Below are 15,637 nucleotides of genomic sequence, written 5' to 3'. Positions count from 1 at the left end.
ATTTGACCGTAAAGATAAAATTCCTGCCAGATAAAGACTTATCTTCTCACAACGGATTGTACATAGAGGACTGGAACTTTCCTAGTTTTAATCAATAAACAGGTTTGTCTTAGAAGCAATGTTTGAATGGGTAAACCACCCATCAATCACTTGATTTCAAAGACATTCCAAATCACGTGACCTTCATTCTTGCTTCTCGCTAATGGTTATTTATTTTTAGTTCCCAGGAGAGGTTTGCATGCAACAAAAATTTGAACCAAGAAAAACCACATCACTTACAGTTGAAGAAATAATACGCTTAAAAAACCATATCAATACAAATAACCCCTTAATAAAGAAACCTAGTAATAATTGGACAAGTCTTTTACAAAAATGCCTGAATAAAATTGATAGAGATGAGTATCCGGAACTCGAAGAATGGATGATTATTGCCGATACGATTTTTTCTCATATTCTGAGCTCTAATAATGAAGTAACAGAAATAGAGATACTTCTTAGCACCATAACGCATGATTATTTGAAGGCATATAAAACACGTGAACTCAAGGAGTTTTCTGTACACCCATTCACGGATAGGAGAAAACCTATCGCTTTTCTTTTAGTTGGCCCCTCTTTACCCTCGTCTCTCATGCGTGGTTTTTATGAATTAAATATTGATTTAAATACTCGAGATTTCACATTTTTTGACAACACCATTTTAATGTGGTTAGTTGCTAATGCCTGTAATGACTCTGCTTTAGCGCTTTTAGAGGTGGTAAAAGCTAAACCTTATTGTAAAGAGATGCTTGATGCCATTTCCTTAAAGGGAACATCTGCTATTCATTTAGTTGTTGGTAAAGGGTACAGAGATATTAGATCTGATAAGGAAAAGTTGGGAGTTTCTAATCTTGCCTTGTTAAAGGAAATGATTGCATTAGGTGCAGACATTAATATTAAAATGCAACTTGATCCTAATGATTACAATGAAGAAATTTTCAAGTCTATTAACAAAAGCACTGCCTTGCATCTTGCCTGTGCCAGAAGAGATATAGAATTTATTAATTTTCTGGTTGAGCATGGAGCCGATCTAAACTTAAAGAATGGAAAAGGGCAAACTGCATTTGATATGCTCAGAATTGACAAAGAAGAGGCTAAAAGTTTTGTTGATAACACAGTAAGTCCCAATAATTTTGATACGATTTATCACGATAACGAAGAAATTTTTCATCATATAAAGGGTTATGATGAATATCTTGCGAATCAATCTAATAATTCTATTACCCTGGCCTCTGCCCCAGAGAATGAGGAAAGGCTTGATTTGGATAGTCGTGTGGATAGCTGTACAGAGAAAACCTATTTTGCGGAACAACACCAAACCCTTCTTAGAATAATGAGTGGGCGCAAGGAACAACGCTTTGGTCCAGTGACTAATGAACAAAAGAATACTGATGAGCAGGCAGAATCGAGTTCTTTTGCTATGGGGAGATAAGTTCAGATAGGGCTTTGTCGCGACAAAGCCCTTTTTGCTGTTGCATCTACTAATAAAAGGAGGCCGGCCAGCCCAGCCTGCACCTTCGCTTGAATAGACACGAAACGGCACGTCTCGCAATCAAGAGAAGAGAGATTCGATGGATCATTGACCCTTTGCCAAAAGCAAGAACTCACTGCGGCTTGATTGCTGACTGCGCATTTCACCTAACATGATAGAGGTTGTCATTATAGAGTGTTGCTTTTCCACGCCACGCATCATCATGCAGAGATGCTTGGCTTCTATCACAACAGCAACTCCGCGAGCACCAGTAATTGATTCAATGCATGTTGCGATTTCTGAGGTTAAACGCTCTTGAATTTGTAAACGACGAGCATAGTAATCAACGATTCTCGCGATTTTGGATAGGCCAATCACCTTGCCATTTGGCAAGTAACCGACATGACATTTACCGATAAAGGGCAATAGATGGTGTTCGCACAAGGAATATAATTCAATGTCTTTCACGATAACCATTTCATCCATATCCGACGCAAATAAAGCATCGTTTATGATGTCAGAAAGGTTTTCATTATAACCTTTTGTAAGATAACGAATAGCATTTGCCGCACGTTCGGGAGTATCACGAAGACCTTCACGATTAACGTCTTCGCCTAATTCTTCTAAAATCTTTTTGTATAGTTCACGCATTATATCTGTCCTAGCCTGGAGGCCATGTCATCTGACGGCCACCCAATACATGTAAATGAATGTGGTAAACTTCCTGCCCGCCACCGGAATTAACATTGAAAACCAGACGGTATCCAACTTCACTTATCTTTTCAGCTCTCGCCATTTTTTTTGCAGTAAGCACCATGCGGCCTAGAAGCTGCTCATCTTTGCTATCTGCATCATTAATGGTAGCAATATGCTGTTTAGGCAGTACTAACATATGAGTTGGTGCCTGCGGTCTAATATCGTGGATAACAATAATTTCCGGATCTTCAAAGGCCACTTTTGCAGGAATTTCTCCGCTTACAATTTTACAAAATAAACAGTCCATGATTATCCCAGTTAGCGACGAAACGGGGGATTATACCCTGACTGAGGGATTGACGACAAATCCTGTTTTTATTTGATATAACCGTTCACGCCAAATACAGATTTTCACCAAGATTCAAACATGCTCCCTGAACGGATGCCATTTAATTTAGATAAAATTCATCAATGAATTTTGCCTTTTACAGCTAATTTGCGCATAATAGCGCGTCTTTATTTCAGTGAGCGAGTATATAAGAATGAGCCTGATGGATGTCAAAAGTGGTCGCGACGTACCCAATGAAATAAACGTCATTATCGAGATTCCCATGAATGGAGCTCCTGTTAAATATGAGGTAGACAAGGAAAGCGGTGCGTTATTCGTTGATCGTTTTGTATCAACGGCAATGTTTTATCCCGCAAACTACGGCTACATTCCTCATACTTTGTCTGAGGATGGTGATCCGGTCGATGTTTTGGTTATCACGCCAATCCCTTTGATTAGTGGTGCAGTTATCCCTTGCCGCGTAGTCGGTATGCTTAAGATGACCGACGAGTCAGGTATTGATGCCAAACTGCTGGCTGTTCCTACTGCCAAATTAAGCAAATTATATGACACAGTAAAAACCTACGAAGATTTACCACGTCATCAAATAATGACCTTAGAGCATTTCTTCCAACATTATAAAGATTTAGAAGAAGGTAAATGGGTCAAGCTAAGTGGCTGGGAAGGACCTGAGGCTGCAAAAGAGGAAATTGTAAGCAGTGTTGCCCGCTATGAGGCACACAAGCGCTAAGCCCTTTTTTCCCTGCCCCAAAGGGGGCCCGCCATTAAGTTAAAAAAATCCCTACGTCCCGCGAACAAGTCGCGGGACGTAGGCTAGGGAATGGTCCTTAACTTAATGGCAGTGTCCAAAGAGGGGAGGGTTGCTATTACAATTAGTTGTGTCATGCTTAAAACAAATAATTAATTTGAGCGCAAGACTGTGTCTACAAAAACAAGTTTCTTAGGGCTGTTGTGCATTGCAAGCCTTTGTTCTACCAATAGCTATGCACAGACAAATTTTTCCTGCGAACGAAATTTCCCTGCAACCCTGCAAGTTAAATCAATTAACGAATGCAAGGAAACTCCGGCAACAATAAAGAAAACCAACGATTTAAATATACAATTGGTGAATGCCTTATTTCATGATCAGAATCTTGGTGCAACGGTGCTTAATTTGCCTGGGAATAAGCACAAAATTGTTTATCGTTCAGCAAATTTAGCAGGCGCGCCTTTGTGTATGAAAAGTTTGGTTGAGCAGCGTCAGGTGCATACCATTGTTAATCTTTATTCAGGTAAGCGTGGATATAATCGCGAATTAGTTGCCCTGGAGAAGGCTGTGTTTAATGATGTGGGCGGTAAAGAATACATACAAATTCAGGATTTTTTCACAACGCATGTAGAGCCCTCGCAAATTCCCGCTTTAAACAAGCAAATAGCCCAAATTGCCAAAACCATAGCGAATAGTGAGGGCAATGTTCTGGTGCATTGCCTTGTTGGTGAGCATGATACCGGCGTGATTTTCGGTGTGTTGCAAAAATGTTATAACAAGCTACCAATTAAGCAGGTCATCAATGAAATGGGTTGCCATCTAACTCAGGATATTTCGCCTGCGTATCAACGAGCTGCCTTTAATAGTGTAGCTAAGCTGATAAAAGAATTTCCCTGCGAATTAATTAACGAGGCTAATTAGCAATCTGTCATCCTAATGCAGCCTGACCCGTCATCCAGATCGCAGCAAAGGATCTCCTGAATGTGGCACAGTGTTAATTCCGGAGATCCTTCACTGCGCTCTGGATGACGAGAGGAGTATCTATTCCTTGTTCTTTTTAGACTGTCCAGAAGTAGATTGATCGTCTTGCAATATTCTTTCAAGCTCCCCTGAGGCCTGTCGGGCAAAGTTAATTAGCTCAGGCTCTTTCTCAAAAAACTCAAAGGACTTTAATAAAGAGGCCTCATCGTGTTGAGCAAAGGTTCGCGCTTTTCTTCGCATACTTTCGGGACTATAGCCAAGAAACTTCATGATATCTTGTGCCATTGATAAGGCTGAATCAAAGGTTTCGCGCTTAAAATAATCTACACCGGCTTTATCCAGTTCATAGGCATGTCGGCGATTGCGTGCCCTGGAGTAAATTTTGAGTTGGGGAAATTCGTGTTTCGCGAGTCTAGCTATTTCCAGGCAGGTATCTGGGTCGTCTACGGCAACAATCATAAGTTTTGCTTTATCAGCTCCAGCATTTTTCAGTAGGTCAAGTCTTGAGGCATCACCAAAATAACCCTTAAAACCAAATTTACGCAGCAATTCAATTTGCTCTGGATCCTTTTCCAATATAGTCAGTTTAACTCCCTGTGCAGCCAGGAAACGGCCAATAACCTGACCAAAACGTCCGTAACCAGCAAGGATAATAGCTGATTGCTCATTGATTGTGTCATATCGCTGGGGAATAGCGCTCATAAAACGAGGTACTACCAGGCGTGAATAAAGCATCATGAGTAAGGGGGTAGCAGCCATAGACAGGGCAATTGCAAGAATAAAGAAGCTGGCTAAGTTCTCAGAGATTACTTTGGATGTACTGGCAAACTGAAATAGAACAAAGGCGAACTCACTCCCCTGGGAGAGAGCAAGGGCAAAGCCGATAGTTTGTAAGCGAGTGAGTCCAAAAAAACGGCCAAGAACTATGAGGACTAAGGCTTTAATGGCAATGAAAAACATCACAGTACTAAGGATATTAAGCGGTTGTTGCGCCAGGATTGAAAAATCCATCCTCATCCCAACAGAGATGAAAAATAATCCCAGCAATAAGCCTTTAAACGGTTCGATATCGGTTTCCAAGGTTCGTTTATATTCTGAGCTGGCAAGTACAACACCAGCAACAAAGGCTCCCAGCCCGGGTGAAACACCGATCGCTTGCATTAATAAGGTGATACCCACAATGAGTGCCAAAGAGGTTGCAGTAAAGACCTCACGTAGATTGGTTTGGGCAATGATGAAGAAAAAATAATGCGATAGATAATGGCCGGCAACAATTACTGTTCCAATAACCGCTGCAATAATTCCTGCCTGCGCCCAACCGGGAAGAGCATCGAGTAAGCCGGTAGAGTGTACAGGAGTAATACCTGGAGCAACTAACAAGGGCATGATAATTAGGATGGGAATAACAGCAATATCTTGAAAGAGCAGGACAGCAAACGATGTTTCACCAGAAGGGGTGTTCATCATGTTTTTTTCATGCAGCATTTGCAAAACAAGTGCTGTTGACGATAAGGACAAGGACATGGAAACTGCCAGGCTAATTCGCCAGTCGTAGCCCAGACTAATGCCCGCAAAACTAAGGAGCAGGGTGGTAAGAAGAACCTGCAAACTACCCAGGCCAATAATCGCCTTGCGTAGTCGCCACAAGGTTTCTGGTTCAAGCTCCATACCGATAAGGAAGAGCATCATGATTACGCCAAACTCGGCAAAATGCATAATTTCTTCAGCGTTGCCAATCAGGCGAAAGCCAAAAGGCCCTATAAGGATACCAATGATTAGATAACCCAATATTGAACCGAGCTTGAATCGGCTGGCGAGTGGCACAATAATGCATGCTGCTGCCAGAAAGATAAAGATATTGAAAAGAAAATTGGTATTCATAAGCGCTTGGCATTTTCCTATAAATGCAAAAAGTATACCTATAATACAATGTCAGGGAATTTACAAATAGATTAGACTCGAGTAGAGTAAGGTGGTTTTGATTATTTTTTACACGATTATTAAGATTATCTTAAGCTAATCTCGATACAATAGAAGGTACCTTTGTACGGGACGAATTCTAATTATCTCGAATTCCCGCAGCTTGACTGCGGGATCTGGCGGTGCTGTTAAGTGCATAGATCCCGCGGTCAAGCTGCGGGAATTCGGAATGGTTAAGAAGATTGTCCCCTACAAAAGAGAAGATACTTTGTTTGTCTGGGACAAAAGAGAAATCCAGTTTTATCCCGACTTCCCGCAGCCTGGCTGCAGGATCCAGCAATGGCACAAGATCTGACAAATAGTTGCAACAGCAAGAGAAGGAATGCAATGAGCTCAAATAAGCATGCGTTGACCATATTTAGCCTGACCATGATTACCGTAGGTTCAGTTGATAGTATTCGCAATTTGCCAGCAACCGCTTTGTTTGGCAGTCAGTTAATTTCTTTTTTTATCATGGGCGCCTTGTTTTTTTTAATCCCAACAGCGTTAGTCTCCGCTGAATTGGCTTCTGGATGGCCAAAACAAGGTGGTATTTATATTTGGGTAAAAGAAGCATTCGGTAAGCAGGTTGGTTTCTTAGCGATCTGGCTACAGTGGATTGAAAATGTAATCTGGTATCCGACAATTCTCTCCTTTGTTGCGGGCACGATTGGTTATCTGATCAACCCTGCAATGGCCTCAAACCCTTATTTTCTATGGCTGGTGATCGTTTGTGCCTTTTGGGGCGCGACATTAGTCAACATGCGTGGTATGCGTTCCTCTGCTTTGTTTAGTAATATTTGTGCACTTTCCGGCTTATTATTGCCAATGGCTTTAATTATTGGTCTAGGTGCGGCCTGGATTGTTGGCGGCAATCCTTTGCAGGTAAAGTTTGATACGCAAAGCATTAGCCCACACTGGCATGACCAATCACTTTGGGTCTCATTAACTGCAATTATGATGTCCTTCTGTGGGATTGAAATTGCGACCGTTCATGCTAATGATGTGAATAATCCCCAACGCGCTTTTCCAAGGGCTTTGACTTATTCCGTATTGATTATTTTGAGTACCCTGATCTTAGGTTCTCTGGCTATCGCAGTCGTTTTACCACAAAAAGATATCAACCTGGTTGCTGGTATTATGCAAGCCTTTGACGCCTTTTTTGCCCAATACCACCTTGTCTGGTTTATGCCAATTATCGCTTTGATGCTGGTTATGGGTGGTCTTGGTGGTGTTAGTAACTGGATTATTGCTCCAACAAAGGGATTATTGGTTGCGGGTGAAGACGGTAATCTACCAAGGTTCTTTTTAAGAGCTAATAGTCAAGGAGCGCCGGTCGTCATGCTGTTGACTCAGGCTGTTATCGTAACCATCCTTTCTACCTTATTTCTGTTTATGCCTTCTGTTAATGGCTCTTATTGGTTGTTAACCGCCTTAGCTGCGCAACTCTATATGCTGATGTATTTATTAATGTTTGCCGCTGCAATTAAATTGCGTATTAGCGCCCCTGACCACCCAAGGGCTTTCCGTATTCCCGGTGGTTTATTTGGTATGCTGCTAGTTGCTAGTATAGGCATTATTGGTGCGTCAACTACTTTGGTTGTTAGCTTTATGCCGCCTGATGGTATTAATGTCGGTAATATATTTCGTTATGAAATGACCTTGATTATTGGGCTTCTGGTCATGTGTTCACCCCCTTTTATAGCAACCTGGCGCCAAAATCGTTATCGTCTATCCCTGCTGCAAGCAGATGCAGAGCCTTGCTTGGATTAAGTGCCTAACCCAATGAATGCTAAGATCTTATTGCAAGAATTGGCAGCTCGTTTGCCAGAATTAGAATGGAAAATCAGTTCTTTGGGCTGTGCTTTGCCGATAAGTGCCTTACCCAAAGGATTATTCCATACTTCGCTTGATATGAATGCTGCAAGCTGCATTGCTGAAATTAAGGCAGATATACAACAGTTGGCAGCACAAAAAAATCAGCGTTCAGCCCAGTATCTTGCCGAACGTATTAAGCAGAAAATTTCAGTTTTAGTCGCTCTTTGTCACCTACAGGCGAATAAACCGAAGACAGAAGAAAAGAAAGGCTTTGGTTTAGATAAGATCAGTACTCGCCAGCAGTGGATACAAGCCTTAGAAAAAGACATCAACCTTTTAAATTCTCAACGAGAGGCGCTAGAGAAAACTCTAGCACAACTCAAAGTTCGTGGTGATGCGCAAGCTGTTTTGCAATTACAAGCAGAGCTAGGTGCGGTGGAAAAGCGCCTGACTTTGGCTAAGGAAACCTTAGCTAGCGCCTAGGCGCTTAAGCGTTTAAAGACCAATGGTCTTAGGTGGGCAAATATAAGCATTGCCGATGTTAGTCACATTGGTTTGCGACATATGGCCGCTAAAGCTGCCATTATAGCCACTTGCGGAGCCTGTGTTTCCTGCACGGCTGTTGATCATTTGAATATAGTTAGCGCCCATTCTACTGGCTTTATTCTTCAAATCGTTCATTGCGCCTTCTTCAAGATGGGCATTTGATGTCCAGTCACCTGTAAAGAAGTTACCTTGATTGCCCACAACCTGGCCGACATATTTGCAAGCCTTAGGTGCTGGATTGGGGGAGGCAATAACTCTTGCTGCTTGAGGGTCTAACTTAATTGACGCGCAACCACCAAGTAAAACTGAAACCATGATTATGCTAGAGCTAATTTTTTTCATTTATATACCTTAATAATAATCAAGCCATGCAAATTCTAAGCACAAACTGATTAGAAAACAATATCGAAAATCACTAATTTTTGTTCGTTTTGTTGTAATTAAAGTCAGACTCTAGGAGTTTGGTGAAGGCCTTTGCACTCATTGGTTGATCAAAAAAGAACCCTTGGCCTTCATCACAGCCTGTTTGCTTCAGGAAATTTAATTGGTCAATGGTCTCGATGCCTTCTGCTAGCACCCGTAATTTGAGCCCATGCCCCATCGCTATTATTGCAGTGATGATAGATGCGTCATTGCTGCTCGTGTAACAGTCGCGGACAAAGGATTGATCAATTTTAAGTTTATTAACCGGAAATTCACGTAAATAATTTAGGCTAGAGTATCCAGTACCAAAGTCATCGATGGTTAAATAAACCCCCATATCTTTAAGTCTCTCCAGTGTGCGCAGGTTTTGTTTTTTGTCATTCATAATAATACTTTCTGTTAACTCAAGTTCGATATATTCCGGATTCAGTTGAGAATCATTCAAAGCGAGTCTGACAAAATCAGCAAAGTTATCACGCATTAGTTGTATGCCTGAGACGTTGATGGCGAGTTTAATCGGCTTATATCCCATGTTTTGCCATATTTTGTTTTGCAAACAAGCGTTACGTAAGACCCATTCACCTAATAGGACAATAATTCTCGACTCTTCTGCGGCAGGGATAAAATGCAGCGGTTGGATTACTCCTTTCTGTGGATGTTTCCAACGGACAAGTGCTTCGGCGCCGGTGATTTCTCCTGTTTTCAGGTTTATAGTTGGCTGATAGAGGAGAAAGAATTCATTTCTTGCTAAGGCATTGCGCAATTCTATTTGAATTTCCAGGCTTTTTTCTGTGCGCTTTTTCATTGTTTCATCATAAAGCTTAAAGTTATTGCGTCCTTGATTTTTAGCGAGATACATCGCCATATCTGCATTCTTCAATAAGGTTTCAGCGTTTTCACCATCATTAGGATAAACGCAGACACCCATGCTTGCGGTTACTATGAATTCTTGGTCATGAAGTTGTATGGGTTTGGCAATTGCATCGAGTATTTTTTGTGAGAGTTTGGTGATATCTCCGTATCGATTGGTGATCAGCAGGACAATAAATTCATCGCCACCAAAGCGTGAAACGGTATCTGATTCGCGGGTGTTATCTTTTAAGCGATGAGCAATTTCCTGCAATAGGACATCCCCGACATTATGGCCCAGGTTGTCGTTAATTAACTTAAAATTATCAAGGTCGAGAAATAAGAGAAAGAGCTGGGTCTGGTAGCGTCTTGCATAGGCGATACTGTAGTTAATACGATCGTAGAGTAAGGTTCGATTAGGTAGCCCAGTCAAAAGGTCATGATTAGCCTGATAGACTAATTGGCGCTCCATCTGTTTTCTGATAGTGATATCACGAAAACTCCAGGCATGTCCTGCAATTAAGTTTCGTACCCAATGAGGTTTGGAATACCATTCAAAAACCTTATTATCGCTGACAACAATCTCATTAAAGTTCTCATGGGCAGGATTATTGTTAATTTCTTCCAGGGTTGCGCGAAACTCTTCAGGTTGTTTAATTTTAATGACGAGTTCATCGATGAGTGTTTGTAGCGTAGGACTGGTGATGAATAAGTCTGATACCTGCCACATATCTAAAAATTTCTGATTGTAATATTCGACATTTCCGTTGAGATCCAGGACTAGAATTCCATCGGCAGTAGATTCCAGCGTTGATTTGGTCAGTGCGAGCGATTTTTCTAATTCATCAGTGCGATTATTTATTCTTGTTTCTAATAATTGGTTGAGTGTATCAAGACTCATATTCTTATAGCGTAGCTTTAGCGTATCTACCAAAAATCGATTTAGATAGTAGCAGCTTGAGAAAATAATCAACATATAAATCAGGCCGCATATGCCTAAAAGAATATAGATATCACCCTGCGCAAAGAGCCAAATATCAAAGGGGATTAAGGCTGGAAAAAGGAATAGTGCATAAATAAAAATCATTGGTGAAAAAAAGGCAATAGAACCCGAGGTTATTGCAACGATAAGAATTATTACAAAGGTTTGATGGATAAGATTATTTATGGGGATTAAAACAGAGCCTGCAAACCCCCAACCAGTTCCCGCAAGGAAAATAAAAATTGACAATAATATTAGCCAGTTATGTTGTCTGAAAGCGGTACTTTGGCGGCGATAATAAAGCGTGATAGCACACCAGGAGCTATAGACAGCTAACATATAAATGAACCAGGTAATAATTAGCTGATGAGAATTAATTTGCCATAAACCAATAACCAGGCCTAGCGAAGCAACTAATTGAGTGGTAATGGCGAACAAATTGTGTCGATAAATCATATCAACCAATTCATCAAATATCTTGCTGCGAAGGGGGGCTTTATCGATATGCTCCCGACTTAGGATGGCTGAGTGTTTCAGACTATTTAGTTCCATTAAAATACCAGCCTCCTGGCGGAAAATATCTGTTGGCCTATTCCCTCAATTAAGTATAGCTAAAGATCTAAAGCATAATTATCGATTAAACGAATATCACCGATCATTACAGCGGCAAAACGCCGTTTGGCAAATTCTTCAATGTATTCGACAGTGATTCCCTGGTGTTCTAGCTCTTTGATCAATTGTTCACAGGTTTTATCCTGATGAAAGATTCGAGCGAATTTTTCAGCTTCCAGACGCTGACTAGCACTCAGACGGTTATTACGTGAGCTATAGGCTAAGCCACTTGTCTCGCGAATGGTTGGGCAGGCTTTAATTTCCACATTCATAAAAAACGCCGTGGCCATGTCACGGATAAGCAGGTATTGCTGGTAATCCTTTTCACCAAAATAGGCGCGCTGTGCTCTGACAAGATTAAGTAATTTCATCACAATAGTGAGTACGCCCGTAAAATGCCCTGGCCTGTGTTTGCCTTCCATTAATTGGCAAAGCTCGGTTTCCAGGAGCTGATAGCGGTATCCATCGGCATAAATTGCTTGCTCAGTTGGAAGTAAACAATAATCAACACCTGCTTGCTCAAGTAAGTTGAGATCGGTTGCAAGTGTGCGAGGATAATTGCTGAAATCGTCAGCACGATTAAATTGAGTTGGGTTAACAAAGATACTGGCAATAATACAGTCATTTTCCTCTTTAGCTTTGTTATATAAGGAGACATGACCCGCATGTAGATTACCCATTGTTGGCACAAATCCGAGTGATAGTTCTGGGGCCAGTTTATTTCGAACGCTTAGCCAATCGTTCAAATCATGAAAAATCTGCATAAAATAACTCCAAGATATTGGATTCTCTTTTTTGTCATTCCTGCGAATCCGACGAATCTATTCCTAAATTGGCGTTAAACCGATTAGAAATAGGTTCCCGCCTTCGCGGGAACGACAACGATTCGATACACCTTTACTCACTTAAAACGCATGTTCCTCGCTAGGAAACTCTGCTTTTTTCACCTGTTGAGCATAAGCATTCACAGCTGCGAGCATCATTTCTTTGCTTTGGGCATATTGTTTTAAGAATTTAGGTTTAAAGTCAGTTTGCAGACCTAACAGATCATGCCAAACAAGAACCTGACCGTCAGTATCAACACCAGCACCTATACCTATCGTGGGGATAGTCAGGGCTTGAGTAATTGCTTTAGCCAAGAGTTGGGGGACGCATTCAATGACTAGGGCAAAACAACCTGCAGCTTCGAGCTCCGCTGCCTGCTGCATCAACTGCGCAGCTTGCTCCTGTTCCCTGCCTTGTACCTTGAAACCACCAAGTTGATGGACTGATTGGGGGGTAAGTCCAATGTGCCCAATTACTGGAACGCCTGAGGCAACCAAGTAGGCAATTGTTTTACAAGTATCAGCCCCCGCGCCTTCAATTTTTACTGCTTGAGCACCAGCCTGGAGCAGCTGCCTGACATTAGTGACAGTATCAGCTAAAGAGACGCGGTGGCATAAAAAGGGAAGGTCTGCGATCAGGAATTGCTGTTTTAGACCGCGAGCGACTGCTTGGGTATGCATGACCATCATCTCTATGGTTGCCATGATAGTTGTATCATAGCCATGCACTGCCATTGCAACAGAATCACCAACCAATACACAGTCGATATTTGAATCAGCGATAATACGTGCAGAGGGGTAGTCGTAGCAGGTGAGCATGCTTATTTTCGATTGCAGCTCTTTTTTTCGTTTAAAATCATAAATTTTCATGCTGTCCTCCTTTCATTAGCGCTGACAGATGAAAAGCAACAACACAACTCAGGTACCTGTCTCATGGATCAAGTCCTCCAAAATAACAACAAATTTAAGGGTCACCGCTTAACTTGAAGCTAAGTCGGTGCTGATTTTTGTAGCGACCCTTTGTACGGGACAAAAAATAGGAATCCTCTTATTCGAACTTTTTCTGGGATTACACATTTTTGTTACGTATAAAAGTAACGACCACGGGGATATCATAAATGACGCGCATGAAAATGCAATATGAGTTATGATCGGCATTTTTACTCAATAGGTTCTCTATGTTTCCAAGCGATAAATTGGCAACAGTAGGTGAGCATTTTTTCTTTTTTGCTGGACTTGCTGGGCAACTAGAAGCTGTATTAACAGTACCGCCTGAGGCGAATAAGCGTTTTATTGCATTATTAGGCCATCCTCACTCGTTGCAGGGAGGCACAATGAACAACAAGGTCGTGACGACTATGGCACGCGCCTTTAAAGAATTAGCCATTCCTAGTATTCGCTTTAATTTTCGTGGTGTAGGTCAATCAGAAGGCAGTTATGATGCGGGCATTGGCGAAAGTGAGGATATGTTGGCGTTGATGCATCTTTGCCAGCAAGAAATTCCTGCCGTCAGTTTCATTTTTGCCGGTTTCTCTTTTGGTTCTTATGTTGCCTATAGAGCTGCTGCTCAACGGGAGCCTGCTTTGCTAATTACTATTGCTCCACCGGTACATCATTACGACTATCTTGAGTTCACTCCACCAAAGCCTTGGATAATTTTCCAAGGTGATGAGGATGATGTGTCCCCCTTAGAGCTGGTTCATCAGTTCGCAGAAGGTTTTTCTCCTGTTTTGCCCTTGATCCGCTTTGCAGATACAGGTCATTTTTTCCATGGCAAATTGCTTGAGCTTAAAGCTGGACTAGTCGATGCTGTAAAAAGCCAGGTTTCTACACTATGACACTTGTTGAAGCCTATGAGGATGCCATCGCGAAGGGGGATATTCGTGACGACAGTACGCAACGAAACGTGCTGACCTCTATGCACAGGTTGATGAGTGAGTTAAAGCAGCCCCAGTCCTCCTGGCTGTCCTGGCTACGCAAACCTCAGGTGACAGGCATTTACCTGTACGGGCCTGTCGGCGTTGGTAAAACCTATTTGATGGATTTATTTTATCAGCACGCCGATGAACCCAAAAAAGCACGCTTCCATTTCCATCATTTCATGCAACAAATCGATGCCCAACTGCGCCAACGCCAGGGGCAGAAGGACCCCTTGCGCAAGATTGCTACAGATTTGGGTAAAAGTATTCGCTTACTCTGTTTTGATGAGTTTTTAGTTCATGATGTGGCTTATGCCATGATTCTTTCTGAATTGTTGCAAGCTTTATTTGCGAATGGCATCGTTTTGGTGGCAACGTCAAATACACGTCCGGATGATTTATACCTTAACGGTGTTCATCGCAAACGATTTTTACCAGTTATTAATCTCATCAATACGCGCTGTGAAGTGATTAATCTAACTCATCAAAAGGATTATCGACTTGGGCGTGAGCTTTTAATACAGACCTATTTATACCCTTTGGATGAAAAGACTGATAAAACCCTGGCTGGGCAGTTTGCTAGCCTAACTCAGGAGGTATATGAGCAGGGGACTTTATTGGTGCAGAATCGCGAGATTCCCTTTATCAAATGCGGTGAGCAGGTGGTTTGGTTTGACTTCAAAGTGATTTGTAATTTACCGCGTAGCCAATTGGACTATCTGGAAATTGCTGACCGATTTGACACAGTGTTTATCTCTAACATACCAGCCCTTAGTTCGAAGGATACCATTTTTGCGATTATGCTTGTCCATTTAGTAGATGTGCTTTATGACCGGGGTATCAAATTAATTATTTCTGCAGCCGTCCCTCTGGAGCAGCTTTACTTGGAAGGCGAAATGGTTAATGAATTTAAACGGACACTGAGTCGTTTGCAGGAAATGCAGGCCGCAGATTATCTGAAGCGCCATCCCTGGCGTCATGAACAGAATTTACCAATGTTTTTGTAGCATCTGCCTTGAAAGGATGGTAGTTGCTCTCCTCTCGAAGGAAATCCCGAATTCCCGTGGCTTGACCACGGGATCTACTGTTGTTAGACCCCGCGGTCGATGCCCATAGGTATCTACACAAGTGCCTGTAATAAGGTCACGTCCCTCCTTGTTTCAACACTACGTCATCCAGAGCGCAGCGAAGGATCTCCGGGATTAGCACGGTGCCACATTCAGGAGATCCTTCGCTGCGCTCTGGATGACGTGGCTTAGGGGGGACAGGGCTCATCTATCACAGACACTTGTGTAGCCCCCCTATGGGTCGATGCCGCGGGGATTCGACCGTCATAAATAGAAAGCAAGAGTCATAGAACACCCTACCACAAAGGGTTTGCAACTTAGGTATCTCTAGGTATACTGCTAAACTCGTATTTTGGG

General features: G+C 42.1%; 14 protein-coding genes. 7 read left to right on the top strand and 7 right to left on the bottom strand.

Features of this window, described 5'->3' with window-relative positions; translation table 11 throughout:
- Positions 1-238 precede the first annotated feature (238 nt).
- Positions 239-1,468 (top strand): ankyrin repeat domain-containing protein, encoded by a 1,230-nt coding sequence (locus BN1094_RS00880; RefSeq protein WP_043872549.1) that lies wholly within the window; start codon positions 239-241, stop codon positions 1,466-1,468.
- A 144-nt stretch (positions 1,469-1,612) separates the two neighbouring features.
- On the opposite strand, the gene folE is transcribed toward BN1094_RS00880, so the two are convergent.
- Complete coding sequence (folE, locus tag BN1094_RS00875; RefSeq protein WP_043872548.1) at positions 1,613-2,158, bottom strand: GTP cyclohydrolase I FolE; 546 nt, start codon at positions 2,156-2,158, stop codon at positions 1,613-1,615.
- A 10-nt stretch (positions 2,159-2,168) separates the two neighbouring features.
- A complete protein-coding gene (locus tag BN1094_RS00870; RefSeq protein WP_043872547.1) occupies positions 2,169-2,510 on the bottom strand; it encodes a histidine triad nucleotide-binding protein in 342 nt (113 codons plus the stop codon).
- 235 nt (positions 2,511-2,745) lie between these two features.
- Here BN1094_RS00870 and ppa point away from each other — a divergent pair, with 235 nt between their 5' ends.
- Both ppa and BN1094_RS00860 read left to right on the top strand, forming a co-directional pair.
- Entirely contained in the window at positions 2,746-3,282 is a 537-nt protein-coding gene (gene ppa / locus BN1094_RS00865) for an inorganic diphosphatase (protein WP_043872546.1), read from the top strand.
- A gap of 189 nt (positions 3,283-3,471) precedes the next feature.
- Positions 3,472-4,221, top strand: a complete 750-nt coding sequence (locus tag BN1094_RS00860; protein ID WP_043872545.1) for a protein-tyrosine phosphatase family protein — start codon at positions 3,472-3,474, stop codon at positions 4,219-4,221.
- A 120-nt stretch (positions 4,222-4,341) separates the two neighbouring features.
- On the opposite strand, the gene BN1094_RS00855 is transcribed toward BN1094_RS00860, so the two are convergent.
- Entirely contained in the window at positions 4,342-6,162 is a 1,821-nt protein-coding gene (locus BN1094_RS00855; RefSeq protein WP_043872544.1) for a monovalent cation:proton antiporter-2 (CPA2) family protein, read from the bottom strand.
- Between the two features lie 426 nt (positions 6,163-6,588).
- Here BN1094_RS00855 and BN1094_RS00850 point away from each other — a divergent pair, with 426 nt between their 5' ends.
- Positions 6,589-8,013 (top strand): APC family permease, encoded by a 1,425-nt coding sequence (locus tag BN1094_RS00850; protein ID WP_043872543.1) that lies wholly within the window; start codon positions 6,589-6,591, stop codon positions 8,011-8,013.
- A 12-nt stretch (positions 8,014-8,025) separates the two neighbouring features.
- Positions 8,026-8,541 carry a primosomal replication protein PriC gene (gene priC, locus BN1094_RS00845; protein WP_043873625.1) on the top strand — a complete coding sequence of 172 codons (516 nt, stop codon included), beginning with the start codon at positions 8,026-8,028 and terminating at the stop codon, positions 8,539-8,541.
- A gap of 12 nt (positions 8,542-8,553) precedes the next feature.
- Here priC and BN1094_RS00840 read toward each other — a convergent pair whose 3' ends face one another.
- The 4 genes from BN1094_RS00840 to panB all read right to left on the bottom strand — a co-directional run bounded on the left by BN1094_RS00840 (position 8,554) and on the right by panB (position 13,164).
- Positions 8,554-8,946 carry a DUF4156 domain-containing protein gene (locus tag BN1094_RS00840; protein ID WP_043872542.1) on the bottom strand — a complete coding sequence of 131 codons (393 nt, stop codon included), beginning with the start codon at positions 8,944-8,946 and terminating at the stop codon, positions 8,554-8,556.
- 73 nt (positions 8,947-9,019) lie between these two features.
- Positions 9,020-11,410: a putative bifunctional diguanylate cyclase/phosphodiesterase gene (locus BN1094_RS00835; RefSeq protein WP_043872541.1), complete on the bottom strand. Its 2,391-nt coding sequence runs from the start codon at positions 11,408-11,410 to the stop codon at positions 9,020-9,022.
- 59 nt (positions 11,411-11,469) lie between these two features.
- A complete protein-coding gene (panC, locus tag BN1094_RS00830; protein ID WP_043872540.1) occupies positions 11,470-12,234 on the bottom strand; it encodes a pantoate--beta-alanine ligase in 765 nt (254 codons plus the stop codon).
- A 141-nt stretch (positions 12,235-12,375) separates the two neighbouring features.
- Positions 12,376-13,164 (bottom strand): 3-methyl-2-oxobutanoate hydroxymethyltransferase, encoded by a 789-nt coding sequence (gene panB / locus BN1094_RS00825; protein ID WP_043872539.1) that lies wholly within the window; start codon positions 13,162-13,164, stop codon positions 12,376-12,378.
- A gap of 308 nt (positions 13,165-13,472) precedes the next feature.
- On the opposite strand from panB, the gene BN1094_RS00820 reads away from it, so the two are divergent.
- Positions 13,473-14,132, top strand: coding sequence for an alpha/beta hydrolase (locus BN1094_RS00820; protein WP_043872538.1), 660 nt, complete (start codon positions 13,473-13,475; stop codon positions 14,130-14,132).
- Entirely contained in the window at positions 14,129-15,220 is a 1,092-nt protein-coding gene (zapE, locus tag BN1094_RS00815) for a cell division protein ZapE (RefSeq protein ID WP_043872537.1), read from the top strand. Before BN1094_RS00820 ends, zapE begins: the two co-directional genes overlap by 4 nt.
- Positions 15,221-15,637 lie beyond the last annotated feature (417 nt).

This window comes from Legionella massiliensis (genome assembly GCF_000756815.1).
GTDB lineage: Bacteria > Pseudomonadota > Gammaproteobacteria > Legionellales > Legionellaceae > Tatlockia > Tatlockia massiliensis.
Note: the sequence above shows the minus strand (reverse complement) of the source record. Positions and strands in the feature narration are given on the sequence as shown.

Bases quoted from the DNA above. Each gene is read 5' to 3' on its own strand.
- BN1094_RS00835 (WP_043872541.1), bottom strand. From the start codon at position 11,410: ATGGAACTAAATAGTCTGAAACACTCAGCCATCCTAAGTCGGGAGCAT.
- folE (WP_043872548.1), bottom strand. From the start codon at position 2,158: ATGCGTGAACTATACAAAAAGATTTTAGAAGAATTAGGCGAAGACGTT.
- BN1094_RS00850 (WP_043872543.1), top strand. From the start codon at position 6,589: ATGAGCTCAAATAAGCATGCGTTGACCATATTTAGCCTGACCATGATT.
- BN1094_RS00855 (WP_043872544.1), bottom strand. From the start codon at position 6,162: ATGAATACCAATTTTCTTTTCAATATCTTTATCTTTCTGGCAGCAGCA.
- ppa (WP_043872546.1), top strand. From the start codon at position 2,746: ATGAGCCTGATGGATGTCAAAAGTGGTCGCGACGTACCCAATGAAATA.
- panB (WP_043872539.1), bottom strand. From the start codon at position 13,164: ATGAAAATTTATGATTTTAAACGAAAAAAAGAGCTGCAATCGAAAATA.
- priC (WP_043873625.1), top strand. From the start codon at position 8,026: ATGAATGCTAAGATCTTATTGCAAGAATTGGCAGCTCGTTTGCCAGAA.
- panC (WP_043872540.1), bottom strand. From the start codon at position 12,234: ATGCAGATTTTTCATGATTTGAACGATTGGCTAAGCGTTCGAAATAAA.
- zapE (WP_043872537.1), top strand. From the start codon at position 14,129: ATGACACTTGTTGAAGCCTATGAGGATGCCATCGCGAAGGGGGATATT.
- BN1094_RS00870 (WP_043872547.1), bottom strand. From the start codon at position 2,510: ATGGACTGTTTATTTTGTAAAATTGTAAGCGGAGAAATTCCTGCAAAA.
- BN1094_RS00880 (WP_043872549.1), top strand. From the start codon at position 239: ATGCAACAAAAATTTGAACCAAGAAAAACCACATCACTTACAGTTGAA.
- BN1094_RS00840 (WP_043872542.1), bottom strand. From the start codon at position 8,946: ATGAAAAAAATTAGCTCTAGCATAATCATGGTTTCAGTTTTACTTGGT.
- BN1094_RS00820 (WP_043872538.1), top strand. From the start codon at position 13,473: ATGTTTCCAAGCGATAAATTGGCAACAGTAGGTGAGCATTTTTTCTTT.